The following is a 17,044-nucleotide window of genomic DNA, read 5'->3' on the forward strand; positions in this document are numbered from 1 at the left end:
TGGAGCGACACTTGTGCGGCTGCCCGGACGGCAGTAAGCCAGCAGGTCAGCAGGGTCAAAGAGGAGGATCTTCCGAGTGTCCGGCCGCAGAATCGGCATCTGGTACCGCATGGCAGCGGTCTTGGTCAAACCGCCGCTGGTGGTTCTGTTCAAGCGGGACTGGCACGGAATGGAGCACATTCCCGCCGACGGTGGATTTATCACCGCGATCAACCACAACTCGTATCTCGACCCGCTCTCCTACGCGCACTTCCAGTACAACACCGGACGCGTGCCCCGCTTCCTCGCCAAGGCCGCGCTCTTCAAGGGCAGCTTTGTCGGAACCTTCCTGCGCGGCACCGGCCAGATCCCGGTCTACCGCGAGTCCACCGACGCGGCCAACGCCTTCCGGGCCGCCGTGGATGCCATCAACAAGGGCGAGTGCGTGGCGTTCTACCCCGAGGGCACCCTCACCCGCGACCCGGAGATGTGGCCGATGCGGGGCAAGACCGGCGCGGCCCGCGTCGCGCTGCTCACCAAGGCGCCCGTCATTCCCGTCGCCCAGTGGGGCGCCAACGAGGCCGTCCCGCCGTACGCCAAGGAGAAGAAGGTCCGCCTCTTCCCCCGCAAGACCCTCAAGGTGCACGCCGGACCGCCGGTGGACCTGTCCGCGTACTACGGCCAGGAGCCCACCGCCGAGGTGCTGCGGGCCGCCACCGACACCATCATGGCCGCCATCACCGACCTGCTCGCCGAGGTGCGGGGAGAGCCCGTGCCCGTCCGCGCCAAGGACATCCCGGCCGCCCGGCCCCACGTCGCCGACCAGCCGCGCCCCGTGGCCGAGGAGGAGAGCAAGTGACGCGCTGCGCCGTCTTCGGCACCGGCTCCTGGGGTACCGCGTTCGCGATGGTGCTCGCCGACGCCGGCTGCGAGGTGACGCTGTGGGGCCGCCGCGCGGAGCTGGTGGAGGCCATCAACACCGGCCGTACCAACCCCGACTATCTCCCCGGCACCGAACTCCCGCGCGCGGTGCGCGCCACCACCGACCCGGCCGAGGCCGCCCGGGACGCGGAGTTCACCGTGCTCGCGGTGCCCTCCCAGACGCTGCGCGACAACCTCGCCGGATGGGCGCCGCTGCTGCCCGCCGACACCGTGCTGGTCTCCCTGATGAAGGGCGTCGAACTCGGCACCGCCAAGCGGATGAGCGAGGTCATCGAGGAGGTCGTCGGCAAGGCGTCGCCCGGCACCGATGTGGCCGCGCGGGTGGCCGTGCTCACCGGCCCCAACCTGGCCCGGGAGATCGCCGCCCGGCAGCCCGCCGCGTCCGTCGTGGCCTGCCGCGACGAGGGTGCGGCCCGCCGCCTCCAGGCCGCCTGCCACACCCCGTACTTCCGCCCCTATACCAACACCGACGTGGTCGGCTGCGAGCTGGGCGGCGCCGTGAAGAACGTGATCGCGCTGGCCGTGGGTATCGCCGACGGCATGGGCCTGGGCGACAACGCCAAGGCATCGCTGATCACCCGCGGACTGGCCGAAACGACCCGGCTGGGTCTGGCGATGGGCGCCGACGCGCACACCTTCGCGGGCCTGGCGGGCCTGGGCGACCTCGTCGCCACCTGTTCCTCCCCACTCTCCCGCAACCACACCTTCGGCACCAACCTGGGCCGCGGGATGACGCTGGAGGAGACCATCGCGGTCACCCGGCAGACCGCGGAGGGCGTCAAGTCGTGCGAGTCCGTGCTCGATCTCGCCCGGCGCCACGACGTCGACATGCCCATCACCGAGACCGTGGTCGGCATCGTGCACGACGGCAAACAGCCGCTGGTCGCACTCAAAGAGCTGATGTCGCGCAGCGCCAAGGCCGAGCGGCACTGACGGCACCGGAACCGCAAGGTAACCTCAACGCGATATGAGCAGCCAGACCCCTTCCCCACGCCCTGTCCCGGCCTCCTCCGAAGGCGAGCCGCGGAAGCCGCGCGTCGCCGTCGTCTTCGGCGGGCGCAGCTCCGAGCACGCCATCTCCGTGGTCACCGCGGGCGCCGTGCTGCGGGCGATCGACCGTGAGAAGTACGACGTGCTGCCGATCGGCATCACCTCGGACGGCCGTTGGGCCCTGACCGCCGACGAGCCCGAGCGGATGGCCATCGCCAACCGCGAGCTGCCGACCGTCGCGGGGCTCGCCGAGTCCACGGAAGGCTCGGTCGTGCTCCCCGTCGACCCGGGCAGCCGTGAGGTCGTCTACAGCGAGCCCGGCTCGGTGCCCAAGGCGCTGGGCGACGTCGACGTGGTCTTCCCCATGCTGCACGGCCCGTACGGCGAGGACGGCACCCTCCAGGGGCTGCTGGAGCTGTCCGGGGTGCCCTATGTGGGCGCCGGTGTGCTCGCCTCCGCCGTCGGCATGGACAAGGAGTACATGAAGCGGGTGTTCGTCTCCTTCGGGCTGCCGGTCGGCCCGTACGAGGTGATCCGCCCCCGCGAGTGGGAGAAGGACCCCTCCGCCGCCCGCCGCACGATCGTGGACTTCGCCGAGGAGCACGGCTGGCCGGTCTTCGTGAAGCCCGCCCGCGCCGGTTCGTCCATCGGCATCACCAAGGTCGACGACGCCGCCGGGCTGGACGCCGCGGTCGAGGAGGCACGGGCCCACGACCCCAAGGTCATCGTGGAGGCGCTGCTGCGCGGCCGCGAGATCGAATGCGGGGTGCTGGAGTTCGAGGACGGCCCGCGCGCCAGCGTGCCCGCCGAGATCCCGCCGGTCTCCGCCCACGACTTCTACGACTTCGAGGCCAAGTACATCGACTCGGCCGACGGCGTGGTGCCCGCACCGCTCACCGAGGAGGAGACCCGGCGGGTCCAGGAGCTCGCGGTGCGGGCGTTCGAGGCGGTGTCCTGCGAGGGCCTGGTGCGCGCCGACTTCTTCCTGCTGGACACCGGCGAGTTCGTGATCAACGAGGTGAACACCATGCCCGGGTTCACCCCGATCTCGATGTACCCGCGCATGTGGCAGGAGAGCGGCATCAGCTACCCGGAGCTGGTCGACCGGCTGATCCAGGCCGCGCTGCGCCGCTCCACGGGGCTGCGCTAGGCCACGCCCTCGGGCACGGTCTTCTTGACGGCGCTCGCGAGGTCGATCAGCGGGTCGACCTCGGGCGCGTACTTCTCCGGCACCGTCACCTCGACATACGCCCGGCGCAGTACGGTGGTGAAGCGGTAGCCGTCGTCCCGCTTCTCGGGCAGCCACTCGACGCCGTTGACACCGGCGGAGCGGGTCGAGGCCGACATGGCGGCCGGGCGGGAGACCCCGCAGCGCAAGCTCACTGCGGGGTCGCCCCAGACGGCGGTGAATTCCGAAGCGGGCTCGGGCTCACGCCGCTTCAGCCCGTTCACGGTGCCGGGAAGCTCCTTGTGCAGTGCCCGGCACAACGCGGCCGCCTGTTTCGTCGGCTTGGGAACCGCCGGCGCCGCGGAGTCGTCGGAATCTTCGGTGAACGAGCAGCCGGCCACCGAGAACAGAACCAGGGCCGCTGTGGCGGCCAGCGGAGCGATCTTTCGCGTGGAACTACGGTGTGCGGAATTCACCGCTCGAGCATACGGGGGGCTACAGATGGACCACGGGGCAGGTGAGGGTTCGCGTGATGCCCTCCACTTGCTGGACCTTGGCGACCACCATGCGGCCCAGTTCATCGACCGTGTCGGCCTGGGCACGCACGATCACGTCGTACGGTCCGGTGACGTCCTCGGCCTGTATCACCCCCGGCAGTTTGGCGATGACGTCGGCGACGGTCGACGCCTTGCCGACCTCGGTCTGGATCAGGATGTACGCCTGTACCACGGAACCTCCAGGGCGGCTACGAGGATCATGTGGGGAGAAGGGACGCCACGGTACCGCGTCGCCAGGCGGCACGGGGAGACCCGCGCTCGGTGCGCGGCGCGGCGGGCAACGAGCCATCAGCACGAAGGGGCAATGGGATGAAGGGCACCGTGGGCGAGTTGGGGGAGTTCGGGCTCATCAGGGAGCTCACCTCACGGCTCACCACCACCCCGGCGGTGAAGCTGGGGCCCGGTGACGACGCCGCGGTTGTGGCGGCACCCGACCGGAGGGTGGTGGCGAGCACCGATGTGCTGCTGGAGGGCAGCCACTTCCGCCGGGACTGGTCCACCGCCTATGACGTGGGCCGCAAGGCCGCGGCCCAGAATCTGGCCGATATCGCGGCGATGGGCGCGGTGCCCACGGCGCTGCTGCTCGGTCTGGTGGTGCCGGCCGATCTGCCGGTGACCTGGCCGGCCGAGCTGATGGACGGCATCCGCGACGAATGCCAGGTGGCGGGCGCGGCGGTGGCCGGTGGCGATGTCGTGCGCGGTGACACCATCACCGTCGCGATCACCGCCCTGGGCGACCTGCGCAACCACGAGCCGGTCACCCGATCCGGTGCCCAGCCGGGCGACGTTGTCGCGGTCACCGGCTGGCTGGGCTGGTCCGCGGCCGGACATGCGGTGCTCTCGCGCGGTTTCCGCTCACCGCGCGCGTTCGTCGAGGCACACCGGCGTCCGGAGCCGCCGTACCACGCGGGCCCCGCGGCCGCCGGGCTCGGCGCCACCGCCATGACCGATGTGAGCGACGGCCTGGTCGCCGACCTCGGGCACATCGCCGAGGCCAGCGGGGTCCGGATCGATCTGCGCTCGGGAGACATCGACATCCCCTCGCAGATGTCGGACATCGGACAGGCCGTGGGCGTCGATCCGTTGCAGTGGGTGCTCAGCGGGGGAGAGGACCACGCGATCGTGGCCACCTTCCCGCCGGATGTGAAACTGCCCGCCCGCTGGAAGGTGATCGGCGAGGTGCTCAACCCCTCGGCGCTGCCCCAGGTGACGGTGGACGGCGCCCCGTGGCTGCACGCGGGATGGGACCACTTCGGGGACGACAAGGGCGCCGAGTAGATTCGGCCGTATGTCGCCCTCTTCTCGTCCCCGGCCTCCCGAGCCCCCCGTTCGTCCTGCCCGGATAGCGCGCACCGGTGGGGCGCCCGCCCGTGTGCTCACCGTCGCCGGGTCGGACTCCGGCGGCGGTGCGGGCATCCAGGCCGACCTGAAGACGATGCTGGCCCTGGGCGCCCACGGGATGAGTGTGATCACCGCGGTGACCGCTCAGAACTCGCTGGGTGTACAGGGCGCCTGGGAACTGCCCGCCGACGCCGTCCGGGCCCAGTTCCGCAGCGTCGTCGACGACATCGGCGTCCAGGCGGTCAAGACCGGCATGCTGGCCACGGCCGGGCTGGTCGAGACCGTTGGCGCGCTGCTGGCGGAGGTCACCGTTCCTGTTGTTGTCGACCCGGTCGGGGTCTCCAAGCACGGTGACGCGCTGCTGGCCACCGACGCGCTCGACGCGGTCCGTACCAAGCTGCTGCCGACCGCCACGGTGGCCACCCCCAACCTGGACGAGGTCGCCCAGCTCACCGGCGTCCGGGTGGAGTCGGAGGACGATCTGCGGCGGGCGGCCGGGGCGGTGCTGGCCCTCGGCCCGCGCTGGGCGCTGATCAAGGGCGGTCATCTGGCGGGTGACGCGGTGGATCTGCTCACCGACGGCGCCGAGGAGCACTGGCTGCGCGCGCCGCGCTACGACAACCGCCATACGCACGGCACGGGCTGCACCCTCGCCTCGGCCGTCGCCACCTTCCTGGCGGGCGGATACGACGTCCCGCGGGCCGTCACGGCCGCCAAGAGTTATGTCACCGGCGCCATCGCGGAGGGCTTCCCACTGGGCGGGGGCATCGGCCCGGTCGACCACGGCTGGCTGTGAACCGAGCCCGGAACATCGTGTGAGGGCATGCGAAAAGGCCGGTCCACGTCATCGGTGGACCGGCCTGAGCACCGGATCCCGCGTGAGCGGGGAGGCCGTGCGCCTAGCGCGAGACCTTGCCGGCCTTGATGCACGAGGTGCAGACGTTGAGCCGCTTCGGGGTGCGACCGACCACAGCGCGCACCGTCTGGATGTTGGGGTTCCAACGACGGCGGGTGCGGCGGTGCGAGTGCGAGATGTTGTTGCCGAAGCCCGGCCCCTTGCCGCAGACGTCGCAGTTGGCAGCCACGGGTTACTCCAAAGACGGGTCAGCCTCGCTTCTCGCGAGGAGACAGACACTTACGGGAACCCCGGACGTTGCCAAGGTCCTGGGAGACCGGCGGCGCCTGGGGGAATGGCCCGATTCTCATCGGGCAACCGGAGCAGCATACAACGGCCACTCCCGTACAGCGAAACTATCATGGCTGCCCCGGCACCCGCCGAGGGCGGCGACTACCCTGCGATGACCTGATGACCGACCCCGCTCCAGCCCTCCCGAGGAGTACGTACGTGCCGCACACGCTCGACGCCGATGCGGTACGGACCTGGTGCGGGCTGGCGCTGGACGCGCTGGGCCGGGCCCGCGAGGAGATCGACGCGATCAACGTCTACCCGGTCGCGGACGGGGACACCGGCACCAATCTGTATCTGACCGTCGAATCCGCCGCCCGGGCCGTGGACGCCGCCTTCAACGGCCACGCCGCCTCGGCCGCCGCCTCCCGCCCCACCCTCGCCGACGTGGTGCGCGCCATGGCCCACGGCGCTCTGATCGGCGCGCGGGGCAACTCGGGCACCATCCTGGCGCAGCTGCTGCGCGGGATGGCCGACGTCCTGGCCGACGGCGGACCGGGCAGTGCCGCGGGCCCGGCGGGCCGGAGCGATGAAGCCGGTGCGGCCGGTGAGGCCGACGACGCCGGTGAGGCCGACGGGCTGCGGCGGGCCCTGCGCCGCGCGGTCGACCTGGCCTACCTGGCTGTCGCGCACCCGGTCGAGGGCACCGTCCTGACCGTCGCCGTGGCCGCCGCCGAGGGCGCGGAGCGGGCCACCGGCGACATCGGCACGGTGGCGCGGGCGGCGTATGAGGGGGCGCGCACGGCGCTCCAGGCCACCCCCGGACAACTCGACGCGCTCGCCCGCGCGGGCGTCGTCGACGCGGGCGGCTACGGCCTGGTGACCGTTCTGGGCGGGCTGGCCGAGACGCTGTCGGGCGAGGCCCCGGAGGCCCCCGCCGCCCCGGGACGCCCCCGCACCGCCGACCCCGCGCCCGCCGAGGCCCCGCGGATCCCGGGGTCCGGGGACTGCGCCGCCGGGACAGCCCCCTCCGGCGGGCCCGGCTACGAGGTGATCTATCTGCTGGAGGCGGACGAGACGGCCGTGACCCGGCTGCGTGAGCGACTGGACGCGCTCGGTGACTCCCTGGTGGTCGTCGGCGGCGACGGGCTGTGGAACGTCCACGTCCATGTGGACGACGCGGGCGCGGCCGTCGAGGCGGGCATCCAGGCCGGACGGCCGTACCGGATCCGCATCACCCACTTCGGCGCCGCCGGACACCCGGACCATCCGGCCGCGGACACCGGCGGGCGGCGGCCCGAGGAGGCCGACCACGAGCCGTCCGGCACCCCGCTCGCGCCCCGCGCGGTGGTCGCCGTCGTCCCCGGCGACGGGATCGCCGCCCTGTGTGCCGAGGCCGGGGCCACCGTGGTCACCACGCGCCCGGGGGAGCCGCCCGCCAGCGGTGAGCTGGCCGAGGCGGTCCGGCGGGCCCACGCCCGCGAGGTCGTGCTGCTGCCCAACGACGCCGAGCTGCGCCACCCCGCGGCGGCCGCCGCGGCGCAGGCCCGCGCCGAGGGTGTCCGGGTCGCCGTCATCCCCACCCGCTCCGCGGTCCAGGGCATCGCCGCGCTCGCCGTCCACGAGCCCGGTCGCAGTTTCGACGAGGACGTCGTCGCCATGACCTCCGCCGCGGGCGCCACCCGCTACGCCGAACTGGCCGTCGCCGAGCGCCAGTCCTGGACCATGGCCGGGGTGTGCCAGGCCGGGGACGTCCTGGGGCTGATCGACGGCGATGTGGCGGTGATCGGCTCCGAACTGGCCGCCACCGCCGAGACCGTGCTGGACCGGATGCTGGCCGCGGGCGGCGAGATGGTCACCCTGGTGCTGGGCGAGGATCTGCCCGAGGACCTCGCCGAACGGCTGGAACGGCATGTGCGGGAGGGGCACTTCGCCGTCGACACGGTGATCTACCGGGGCGGCCAGCCCTCCGCGCCGCTGATCATAGGCGTCGAATGACTCTCCCCGGGGCTTGCGCAACCCCGCCGCCTGCCCCCGTCTGTCGGTGCCGTGGTGTGCAATGGACTGCGTGCCCGTGCTCGAAGAACCCCTGAAGAAGGTCCTCGGCGGCAACACCGCGAAGGTGATGGCCGAGCACCTCGGCCTGCACACCGTCGGCGATCTGCTCCACCACTACCCCCGGCGGTACGCGGAGCGCGGTGAGCTGACCCGGCTGTCCGATCTGCCGCTGGACGAGCATGTGACCGTCGTCGCGCAGGTCGCGGACGCCCGCGTGCTGAAGTTCAACGGAGGCCGCGGACAGCGCCTCGAGGTCACCATCACCGACGGCAGCGGCCGTCTCCAGCTCGTCTTCTTCGGCAAGGGCGTCCACAAGCCCCGCGCCCAGCTGGTCCCCGGGACCCGCGCCATGTTCGCGGGCAAGGTCACGGTCTTCAACCACAAGCGCCAGCTGGCCCATCCCGAGTTCAAGACCCTGGGCGCCCAGAGCGGCGCGGACGTCGTCGAGGCGTTCGCCCATCAGCTGCTGCCGCTGTATCCGGCGTGCAAGCAGATGGAGTCCTGGCAGATCCAGCAGGCCGTGGACACCGTCCTGGGCCCGTCGGGCGCCGAGGACGCCGTCCTGGCCGATCTGGTGGACCCGCTGCCCGACGCCCTGCGGAAGGGCCGCGGTCTCACCACCCTGCCCGAGGCGCTGCGCAAGATCCACCGGCCGCGCACCAAGGCGGACATCGCCGCCGCCAAGGACCGCCTCAAGTGGGACGAGGCATTTGTCCTCCAGGTCGCCCTGGCCCGTCGCCGCCGGGCCGACGCCCAGCTGCCCGCCGCCCCGCGCCGCCCGGTCCAGGACGGTCTGCTCGCCGCGTTCGACGCGCGGCTGCCGTTCACCCTCACCGACGGCCAGCGTCGGGTCAGCGAGCAGATCTTCGCCGACCTCGCCGCCGAACACCCCATGCACCGGCTGCTCCAGGGCGAGGTCGGCTCGGGCAAGACCATGGTCGCGCTGCGGGCGATGCTCGGTGTGGTGGACGCCGGGGGACAGGCGGCGATGCTCGCGCCCACCGAGGTGCTCGCCCAGCAGCACCACCGCTCGATCACCGAGATGATGGGCGAGCTGGCCAGTTGGGGGCTGTGGCGCGAAGCGCCTCCCCAGAACGGCGGTGGTGGGCGACGGGAGGGCGGAATGCTGGGCGGCGCCGAGCAGGGCACCAAGGTGGTGCTGCTCACCGGCTCCATGGGCGCCGCGGCCCGCCGTCAGGCGCTGCTGGACCTGGTCACCGGCGAGGCCGGGATCGTGATCGGCACCCATGCGCTGATCGAGGACAAGGTCCGGTTCCACGACCTGGGTCTGGTGGTCGTCGACGAGCAGCACCGCTTCGGCGTCGAGCAGCGGGACGCCCTGCGCTCCAAGGGCACACAGCCCCCGCATCTGCTGGTGATGACGGCCACCCCCATCCCGCGCACCGTGGCCATGACCGTCTTCGGCGATCTGGAGACCTCCGTCCTGGACCAGCTGCCCGCCGGGCGTTCCCCGATCGCCTCCCATGTGGTGCCCGCGAAGGACAAGCCGCACTTCCTGGCCCGCGCCTGGGAGCGGGTGCGCGAGGAGGTGGGGGGCGGGCACCAGGCGTATGTGGTCTGCCCGCGCATCGGGGACGAGGAGGACGAGGCCAGGGCCGCGAAGCAGAAGAAGTCCGGTGACGAGGGGGACGAAGCCGAGAAGCGGCCCCCGCTCGCCGTGCTCGACGTCGCCGAGCAGCTCACCAAGGGCCCGCTGAGCGATCTGCGGGTGGAGGTGCTGCACGGCCGGATGCAGCCGGAGGCCAAGGACGAGGTGATGCGCCGCTTCGCCGCGGGCGCGGTCGACGTCCTGGTGGCCACCACCGTGATCGAGGTCGGCGTCAACGTCCCCAACGCCACCGCCATGGTGATCATGGACGCCGACCGGTTCGGCGTCTCCCAGCTGCACCAGCTGCGCGGCCGGGTCGGCCGTGGCTCCGCCCCCGGGCTGTGTCTGCTGGTCACCGAGATGCCCGAGGGCAGCCCGGCCCGGACGCGGCTCGGCGCGGTCGCCGCCACCCTGGACGGCTTCGAGCTGTCCCGGATCGACCTGGAGCAGCGCCGCGAGGGCGATGTGCTCGGCCAGGCCCAGTCCGGGGCCCGTTCCTCGCTGCGGGTGCTCGCGGTCATCGACGACGAGGAGGTCATCGCCGCCGCGCGGGAGGAGGCCACCGCCATCGTCGCGGCCGATCCGGAGCTGACCGGCTATCCGGAGCTGCGCACCGCGCTGGACGCCCTGCTGGACGAGGAGCGCGAGGAGTTCCTCGACAAGGGCTGACGGGGGCCGGCCCGGACCGGCGGGGGCGGCCGGCCGGGAGCTCGGCGGCCTCCGGCGGCGTGGGACGCCATATCGTGGAGGGGCGGCGGTCCGTGACCGCACGGCCCGCCGCTGCCCCGACCACCGCGAAGGACTGCCTCACCCATGACCCGCGTGATCGCCGGAGCGGCCGGCGGCCGACGGCTGGCCGTGCCCCCCGGAAACGGCACCCGACCCACCTCGGACCGGGCGCGCGAGGGCCTGTTCTCCACCTGGGAGTCGCTGCTCCGCTCCCTCGACGGCGCCCGGGTCCTGGATCTGTACGGCGGTTCGGGCGCGGTCGGCCTGGAGGCGCTGTCCCGGGGCGCGGCCCATGTGCTGCTGGTGGAGTCCGACCCGCGCGCGGCCCGCACCATCCGGGAGAACATCCGCGCACTCGCCCTGCCCGGGGCCGAGCTGCGCACCGCGAAGGCCGAACAGGCCCTGGCCGGACCGGCGCCCGCCACCGGCCCGTATGACGTGGTCTTCCTGGACCCGCCGTACGCCGTGACCGACGACGATCTCCGGGAGATCCTGCTCACACTCCTCCGTAAACGCTGGCTCGTGCCCGACGCGCTGGTCACCGTGGAGCGGAGCACACGAGGCGGGGAGTTCGGGTGGCCGGACGGTTACGAGGGACTGCGGGCCCGTCGCTACGGCGAGGGCACGCTTTGGTACGGTCGCGCCGCCTCGACGTGCGACAACGCGTCATGACCGGACCCGAGAGCGAGGAACCACTGTTGCGCCGCGCAGTCTGTCCGGGGTCCTTCGACCCCGTCACCAACGGACACCTCGACATCATCGGCCGTGCCTCGAAGCTGTACGACGAGGTGTACGTCGCCGTGATGATCAACAAGTCCAAGCAGGGTCTGTTCACGGTGGAGGAGCGCATGGACCTCCTCCGCCAGACCACCGCGGAGTACGGAAACGTCTCGGTGGAGGCGTTCCACGGGCTGCTGGTCGATTTCTGCAAGCAGCGTGAGATCCCCGCGATCGTCAAGGGGCTGCGGGCCGTCAGCGACTTCGACTACGAGTTGCAGATGGCGCAGATGAACAACGGCCTGTCGGGGGTGGAGACGCTGTTCGTCCCCACCAACCCCACCTACAGCTTCCTCTCCTCCAGCCTGGTCAAGGAGGTCGCGGCCTGGGGTGGCGATGTCTCCCACCTGGTGCCCCCGCTGGTCCTTGAGGCCCTGGCCGACCGGCTCGGGCGGAGGTAGTCGCTGACGGGGCGTCAGCGGGTGTCCGGCAGGCGCCCGCTGGCCGTACAGTCGTCCCCGTTCGTGTCCATCCGCATCCGATCAGTCTGCGAGCACTCACAGTGGACGTGCAGAAGAAGCTCGACGAGATCGTCGAGGCCGTCGGCAGCGCCCGGTCCATGCCCATGTCGGCCTCGTGCGTGGTCAACCGCGCCGAGCTGCTCGCCATGCTCGAAGAGGTGCGGACGGCGCTCCCGGACTCCCTGGCCCATGCCCAGGAGCTGATCGGCGGCCGTGACCAGATGGTCGAGGAGGCCCGCCGGGAGGCCGAGCGGATCGTCGAGGCCGCCCACGCCCAGCGCACCTCCCTGATCTCCGGCACCGAGGTGGCCCGGCAGTCCCAGGAGGAGGCGGACCGGATCCTGGGGGAGGCCCGCCGGGAGGCCGAGGAGATCCGCGCCGAGGCCGACGACTACGTCGACAGCAAGCTGGCCAACTTCGAGGTCGTACTCACCAAGACCATCGGCTCGGTGGACCGCGGCCGGGAGAAGCTGCTCGGCCGCGCCCCCGCGGATCCCTACGGCGACGGGGCGGCCGACGCCGCCGGGCAGCTGGAGGAGGCGCCCGAGCGCAGCGCCGATCCGCACACCCTGCGGCAGCGGGCCGACGCGTACGTGGACACCAAGCTGGGCGCCGTCTCGGCCGTGCTCGCCAAGACGCTGGAGGCGGTCGGGCGCGGCCGTCAGAAGCTGCTGGGCGCACGGCCGGCCGATGAGCTGGGCGCCCATATGGCGGCCCAGGACGCGGTCGGCGGCGGTCTGCACACCAGCGACGACGACTACCTCGCGGACCTCGCCCAGTCCGGGGTGGGTCTCGCACCGGACGTTCCGGACGTCGCGTCCGTCCCCGGAGCCCCGGCCGCCCCGGCGGCTCCGGCCGCCTCGGCCGCCCCGGCGGCTCCGGCGGCTTCGCCCGGGGTGCCCGCCGCGCAGCCCGAGCACGCCGCGGCCGACGCCGGGTACTACGCCGGCACCGCGGGCTATCCACAGCAGGCGCAGGTGGACGCGTACGGCTATCAGCAGCAGTACGTGCCGCCCATGCCCCAGCAGGACCCGTACGCCGCGGCCGCGCAGACCGGTTACCCGCAGCCGGACGCCTACGGCTGGCCGCAGCAGGCACAGCCGGCGGCCCAGGGCTACGACGCGGGCGCCGGGTACGCCGTCCCGGAGCAGCACCAGCACCCCCAGCAGCATCCGCAGGCACAGTCGGGCGCCGCGCTCGACGAGACCAGCCTGTTCGACACGAGCATGATCGACCTCGATCAGCTCCGTCAGTACGAGCAGGGGCGCTAGCGCCTCTCCCCACCGGGCGGATTGGGCCTACGGCGAGCCGTCCAGTATCCTGGCTCTTCGGTCGCGCTACGTCCGCGATCTCGGCTGCCCGCGTTGAATCAGCTCCGGGCGGCCCGCCGCAGCGTAGAAAGCAGGAAGCCCTGAACGCCCGCCTCGACCACCGTGCCCCTCTCGTGTTCGACACACGTGAGCTGGGTCGTCGTCCCGGTGCGCTGAAAAGGATCTCCCGCTCGGTGGCGGCACCCAAGGACCTCGGTATCGAGGTCATCGGGGTGCGGGAGGACGCGACCGTGGAGCTCGACCTCCGTCTTGAGTCGGTCATGGAAGGGGTGCTTGTCACAGGCACCGCCCGTGCGCCGCTCTCGGGGGAGTGCGTAAGGTGTCTGGAGCCGCTGGAGCGTGAGCTCGAGGCGGATTTCCAGGAGATGTACTCCTACCCCGACGCCGACGACCGGAGCCGCGAGGCGGACACCGGCGACGACGCCGAGGAAGAGGAGACGCTCTTTCTCGAGGCCGACCTGTTCGACCTCGAGCCCGTGCTGCGGGACGCGGTGGTGCTCTCACTGCCGTTGCAGCCGGTGTGCCGGGAGAACTGCCCGGGGCTGTGCGCCGAATGCGGTGCCAGGCTCGCGGACGACCCGGACCACCAACACGACGTCGCCGACATCCGTTGGGCGTCATTGCAGGGACTCGCCGACGCCATGAGGGACGGCGAGAAGGACAACGCACCCCGCGATCGCGGGGATGACCCACAGGAGAAGTAGCCGTGGCTGTTCCGAAGCGGAAGATGTCGCGCAGCAACACGCGCCACCGCCGGTCGCAGTGGAAGGCTGCGGTCCCCACCCTGGTGGCGTGCGAGCGCTGCCACGAGCCGAAGCAGCAGCACATCGCGTGCCCGAGCTGCGGCACCTACAACCGCCGCCAGGTCCTCGAGGTCTGATCGGCGGGTGACAGGCTCTATGTCGGACGCCACTACGCCTCCCCGCAAGCGCGGGGGTGAACCTCGCGGGGGTCATCCGCGCGGCGGTGAAGCGGTCCAGGCGGACACGGCCTCGTCCCACACGATCCTGGAAGGGCGGCTCGGGTACCAGCTCGAGTCCGCCCTTCTGGTGCGTGCGCTCACCCACCGGTCCTTCGCCTACGAGAACGGCGGGTTGCCCACCAACGAGCGGCTGGAGTTCCTCGGGGACTCCGTGCTCGGCCTGGTGGTCACCGACACGCTGTACCGCATCCACCCGGACCTGCCCGAAGGCCAGCTGGCCAAGTTGCGGGCCGCGGTGGTCAACTCGCGTGCGCTGGCAGAGGTGGGCCGGGGTCTGGACCTCGGCGCCTTCATCCGGCTCGGCCGGGGTGAAGAGGGCACCGGGGGCAGGGACAAGGCATCCATCCTCGCCGACACCCTCGAAGCGGTGATCGGCGCGGTCTATCTCGACCAGGGGCTCGACGCCGCCGCCGAACTGGTGCACCGGCTCTTCGACCCGCTGATCGAGAAGTCCTCGAATCTCGGCGCCGGCCTGGACTGGAAGACCAGCCTCCAGGAGCTGACCGCCACCGAGGGTCTCGGGGTTCCCGAGTACCTGGTCTCCGAGACCGGGCCCGACCACGAGAAGACCTTCACGGCTGCCGCCCGCGTCGGTGGTGTCGCGTACGGCACCGGCACCGGCCGCAGCAAGAAGGAAGCCGAGCAGCAGGCGGCCGAGGCCGCCTGGCGCGCCATCCGCGCCGCTGCCGACGAGGCCCAGGCGAAGGCGGAAGCCACGGCCAAGGCCGAGGCGGACGCCGGAGTCGTCACCCCGGCGGACGGCGGGGCCGCCGCGGACGCGGCCTCCACGGCACGCTGATCTCCTTCCGCACTGTCCGTACCGCTCTCGCGGTTCCTCCCGCCCCGCGGTGGACGGCCCGGCCGTTCTCCCGCGGGGCGCGGAGGGTTCGAGGCCAAGGAGGCCCCTCTTGCCCGAGCTGCCCGAGGTCGAGGTGGTCCGGCGCGGGCTGGAGCGCTGGGTCAGCGGCCGTACGGTCGCCGAGGTCCAGGTGCTGCACCCTCGTGCGGTCCGCCGTCACCTCGGCGGCGCGGAGGATTTCGCGGCCCGGCTGACCGGCCGCACCGCCGGAGTGGCCCGTCGCCGCGGCAAGTATCTGTGGCTGCCGTTCGACGATGACGCCGCCGCCGAGTCGGTCCTCGCCCACCTCGGCATGAGCGGACAGCTGCTGGTCCAGCCGCACGGCGCCGCGGACGAGAAGCATCTGCGCATCCGGGTCCGCTTCGCCGATGACACCGGCACCGAGCTGCGCTTCGTCGACCAGCGCACCTTCGGCGGCCTCTCGCTGCACGACACCGTGCCCGGCGCCGCGGACGGACTGCCCGACGCCATCGCGCATATCGCCCTCGACCCGCTGGACCCCGCCTTCGACGAGGCGGCCTTCCACACCGCGCTGCGCCGCCGCCGGACCACCGTCAAGCGCGCCCTGCTCGACCAGTCGCTGATCAGCGGCGTCGGCAACATCTACGCCGACGAGGCGCTGTGGCGCTCCCGGCTGCACTACGACCGGCCGACCGCGACCCTCACCCGCCCGCGCAGCGCCGAACTCCTCGGCCATGTGCGCGAGGTGATGACCGCGGCGCTGGCGGTCGGCGGCACCAGTTTCGACAGCCTCTACGTCAATGTGAACGGTGAGTCCGGGTACTTCGAGCGTTCCCTGGACGCCTACGGCCGGGAGAACGAACCGTGCCGCCGCTGCGGCACCGCGCTGCGCCGCCGCCCCTGGATGAACCGTTCCAGCTACTTCTGCCCGCGCTGTCAGCGCCCGCCGCGCCCGGCCGCCGTCCGGCCGCTGTCCGCGCGCGTGCCGTCGTAGACCGCCTGGGCCTCCAGCACCTCCGGCATCCGCTCCTCGACCAGATTGATCAGAGCCAGCAGCCGGGTCGCGACCGCGCTGCCCAGCGGGGTGAGCCGGTAGTCCACCCGCGGTGGGTTGGTCGGCTGCGCGTCACGGTGCACCAGTCCGTCGCGCTCCAGCGCGTGCAGCGTCTGGGACAGCATCTTCTCGCTGACGCCGTCGATCCGGCGGCGCAACTCGTTGAAGCGCAGGGTGCTCTCGTACAGCGCGCCCAGGGTGAGACTGCCCCACTTCCAGGTGACGTGCTCCAGCGTCCCGCGTGACGGGCAGGCCTTGGCGAACACATCGAAAGCCAGGTCATCGGTCTCCGGCGCGGGACATGCCGCATCGGTGCGTTCACGGTCCATGTATCCAGCGTACTCGTATGCAGCGCTAACTCGCAGGTTGCGCTTTCCAAAAGTTAGTGCTTCTCTGGTTGCGTCAGCCACCGTGTTACGACGCCCGAGGAGCGCATCACCGTGACCACCCCCGTTGTCTCCATCGCCTATCACTCCGGCTTCGGCCACACCGCCGTGCTCGCCGAGGCCGTCCGTGCGGGCGCGGCCGCCGCCGGTGCCACCGTTCACCTGATCAAGGTCGACACCATCACCGAGGAGGAGTGGGAACTCCTGGACGCCTCGGACGCGATCGTCTTCGGCTCGCCCACCTATATGGGCACCGCGTCCGGCGCCTTCCACACCTTCGCCGAGTCGACCTCGAAGCGCTTCTTCAGCAAGGCGTGGCAGAACAAGCTCGCCGCGGGATTCACCAACTCCGCCTCCAAGAGCGGGGACAAGCTGCACACCCTCCAGTTCTTCACCGTGCTCGCGGCCCAGCTGGGCATGCACTGGGTGAACCTGGGGCTCCAGCCCGGCTGGAACGCCACCACCGCGTCCGAGAACGACCTCAACCGGCTCGGCTTCTTCCTCGGCGCCGCCGCCCAGTCCAACGCCGACCAGGGCGCGGAGGGTGTGCACAAGGCGGATGTCGAGACCGCCGCGCACCTGGGGCGGCGGGTCGCCGAGACCGCGCGCGCCTTCGCGGCGGGCCGGTCCGCCGCGGCCTGAACCGGCGGCGAGAGCGCGGCAGACGGCGGCCCGGGGCGCAGTGGACGCGCCCCGGGCCGCCGGGTCGTGGTGCAGTCGGCCCCTTGATCCGG

The 17,044-nt window shown here is 72.1% G+C and carries 18 protein-coding genes and 1 pseudogene; 15 read left to right on the top strand and 4 right to left on the bottom strand.

The window, feature by feature from the left end; translation table 11 throughout:
• Positions 1 to 76: 76 nt before the first annotated feature.
• From JK363_RS31955 to JK363_RS31965, 3 genes are read left to right on the top strand one after another with little or no spacing between them, the layout of a single operon-like run.
• Positions 77 to 838, top strand: a complete 762-nt coding sequence (locus tag JK363_RS31955; RefSeq protein ID WP_201880657.1) for a lysophospholipid acyltransferase family protein — start codon at positions 77 to 79, stop codon at positions 836 to 838.
• On the top strand, positions 835 to 1,854 hold the full coding sequence (locus JK363_RS31960) for an NAD(P)H-dependent glycerol-3-phosphate dehydrogenase (protein ID WP_201880659.1): 1,020 nt from the start codon (positions 835 to 837) through the stop codon (positions 1,852 to 1,854). The genes JK363_RS31955 and JK363_RS31960 overlap by 4 nt, the downstream gene beginning before the upstream one ends.
• 34 nt (positions 1,855 to 1,888) lie before the next feature.
• Positions 1,889 to 3,061: a D-alanine--D-alanine ligase family protein gene (locus tag JK363_RS31965; RefSeq protein WP_201880661.1), complete on the top strand. Its 1,173-nt coding sequence runs from the start codon at positions 1,889 to 1,891 to the stop codon at positions 3,059 to 3,061.
• On the opposite strand, the gene JK363_RS31970 is transcribed toward JK363_RS31965, so the two are convergent.
• Both JK363_RS31970 and JK363_RS31975 read right to left on the bottom strand, forming a co-directional pair.
• Positions 3,058 to 3,555 (bottom strand): DUF3515 domain-containing protein, encoded by a 498-nt coding sequence (locus JK363_RS31970; RefSeq protein ID WP_307821947.1) that lies wholly within the window; start codon positions 3,553 to 3,555, stop codon positions 3,058 to 3,060. The two genes, JK363_RS31965 and JK363_RS31970, sit on opposite strands and share 4 nt — an antisense overlap.
• A gap of 19 nt (positions 3,556 to 3,574) precedes the next feature.
• Positions 3,575 to 3,808, bottom strand: a complete 234-nt coding sequence (locus JK363_RS31975; RefSeq protein WP_014055158.1) for an Lrp/AsnC family transcriptional regulator — start codon at positions 3,806 to 3,808, stop codon at positions 3,575 to 3,577.
• Positions 3,809 to 3,945: 137 nt separating this feature from the next.
• Between JK363_RS31975 and JK363_RS31980 the strand changes: the two genes are divergently transcribed.
• Positions 3,946 to 4,914 carry a thiamine-phosphate kinase gene (locus tag JK363_RS31980; RefSeq protein WP_201880665.1) on the top strand — a complete coding sequence of 323 codons (969 nt, stop codon included), beginning with the start codon at positions 3,946 to 3,948 and terminating at the stop codon, positions 4,912 to 4,914.
• Between the two features lie 10 nt (positions 4,915 to 4,924).
• Positions 4,925 to 5,773, top strand: a complete 849-nt coding sequence (thiD, locus tag JK363_RS31985) for a bifunctional hydroxymethylpyrimidine kinase/phosphomethylpyrimidine kinase (protein ID WP_201880667.1) — start codon at positions 4,925 to 4,927, stop codon at positions 5,771 to 5,773.
• A 178-nt stretch (positions 5,774 to 5,951) separates the two neighbouring features.
• On the opposite strand, the pseudogene rpmB reads toward thiD, so the two are convergent.
• Positions 5,952 to 6,062 (bottom strand): annotated as a pseudogene (rpmB, locus tag JK363_RS45065) (50S ribosomal protein L28); the annotation flags it as partial.
• 221 nt (positions 6,063 to 6,283) lie between these two features.
• Between rpmB and JK363_RS31995 the strand changes: the two are divergent.
• From JK363_RS31995 to mutM, 9 genes are all read left to right on the top strand, one after another.
• Positions 6,284 to 8,101, top strand: coding sequence for a DAK2 domain-containing protein (locus JK363_RS31995; protein ID WP_215911469.1), 1,818 nt, complete (start codon positions 6,284 to 6,286; stop codon positions 8,099 to 8,101).
• A 61-nt stretch (positions 8,102 to 8,162) separates the two neighbouring features.
• Positions 8,163 to 10,439, top strand: a complete 2,277-nt coding sequence (gene recG / locus JK363_RS32000) for an ATP-dependent DNA helicase RecG (protein ID WP_201880671.1) — start codon at positions 8,163 to 8,165, stop codon at positions 10,437 to 10,439.
• A 144-nt stretch (positions 10,440 to 10,583) separates the two neighbouring features.
• Entirely contained in the window at positions 10,584 to 11,171 is a 588-nt protein-coding gene (gene rsmD, locus JK363_RS32005) for a 16S rRNA (guanine(966)-N(2))-methyltransferase RsmD (protein WP_201880673.1), read from the top strand.
• A complete protein-coding gene (coaD, locus tag JK363_RS32010; protein ID WP_215911470.1) occupies positions 11,168 to 11,677 on the top strand; it encodes a pantetheine-phosphate adenylyltransferase in 510 nt (169 codons plus the stop codon). The genes rsmD and coaD overlap by 4 nt, the downstream gene beginning before the upstream one ends.
• Before the next feature lie 101 nt (positions 11,678 to 11,778).
• Positions 11,779 to 13,008, top strand: a complete 1,230-nt coding sequence (locus tag JK363_RS32015; protein WP_201880675.1) for a cell division initiation protein — start codon at positions 11,779 to 11,781, stop codon at positions 13,006 to 13,008.
• A 173-nt stretch (positions 13,009 to 13,181) separates the two neighbouring features.
• On the top strand, positions 13,182 to 13,772 hold the full coding sequence (locus JK363_RS32020) for a YceD family protein (protein WP_307821948.1): 591 nt from the start codon (positions 13,182 to 13,184) through the stop codon (positions 13,770 to 13,772).
• Between the two features lie 2 nt (positions 13,773 to 13,774).
• Positions 13,775 to 13,948, top strand: coding sequence for a 50S ribosomal protein L32 (rpmF, locus tag JK363_RS32025; protein WP_009714764.1), 174 nt, complete (start codon positions 13,775 to 13,777; stop codon positions 13,946 to 13,948).
• Between the two features lie 19 nt (positions 13,949 to 13,967).
• A complete protein-coding gene (gene rnc / locus JK363_RS32030; RefSeq protein ID WP_201880676.1) occupies positions 13,968 to 14,849 on the top strand; it encodes a ribonuclease III in 882 nt (293 codons plus the stop codon).
• Between the two features lie 109 nt (positions 14,850 to 14,958).
• Positions 14,959 to 15,864, top strand: a complete 906-nt coding sequence (mutM, locus tag JK363_RS32035; RefSeq protein ID WP_201880677.1) for a bifunctional DNA-formamidopyrimidine glycosylase/DNA-(apurinic or apyrimidinic site) lyase — start codon at positions 14,959 to 14,961, stop codon at positions 15,862 to 15,864.
• Here the strand turns inward: mutM and JK363_RS32040 are convergent.
• Complete coding sequence (locus JK363_RS32040; RefSeq protein ID WP_201880678.1) at positions 15,807 to 16,253, bottom strand: winged helix-turn-helix transcriptional regulator; 447 nt, start codon at positions 16,251 to 16,253, stop codon at positions 15,807 to 15,809. The two genes, mutM and JK363_RS32040, sit on opposite strands and share 58 nt — an antisense overlap.
• Positions 16,254 to 16,364: 111 nt before the next feature.
• On the opposite strand from JK363_RS32040, the gene JK363_RS32045 reads away from it, so the two are divergent.
• Positions 16,365 to 16,952, top strand: a complete 588-nt coding sequence (locus JK363_RS32045) for a flavodoxin family protein (protein WP_201880679.1) — start codon at positions 16,365 to 16,367, stop codon at positions 16,950 to 16,952.
• Positions 16,953 to 17,044 lie beyond the last annotated feature (92 nt).

The sequence above is a fragment of the Streptomyces coffeae genome, assembly GCF_016741875.1.
Taxonomy (GTDB): Bacteria; Actinomycetota; Actinomycetes; order Streptomycetales; family Streptomycetaceae; genus Streptomyces; species Streptomyces coffeae.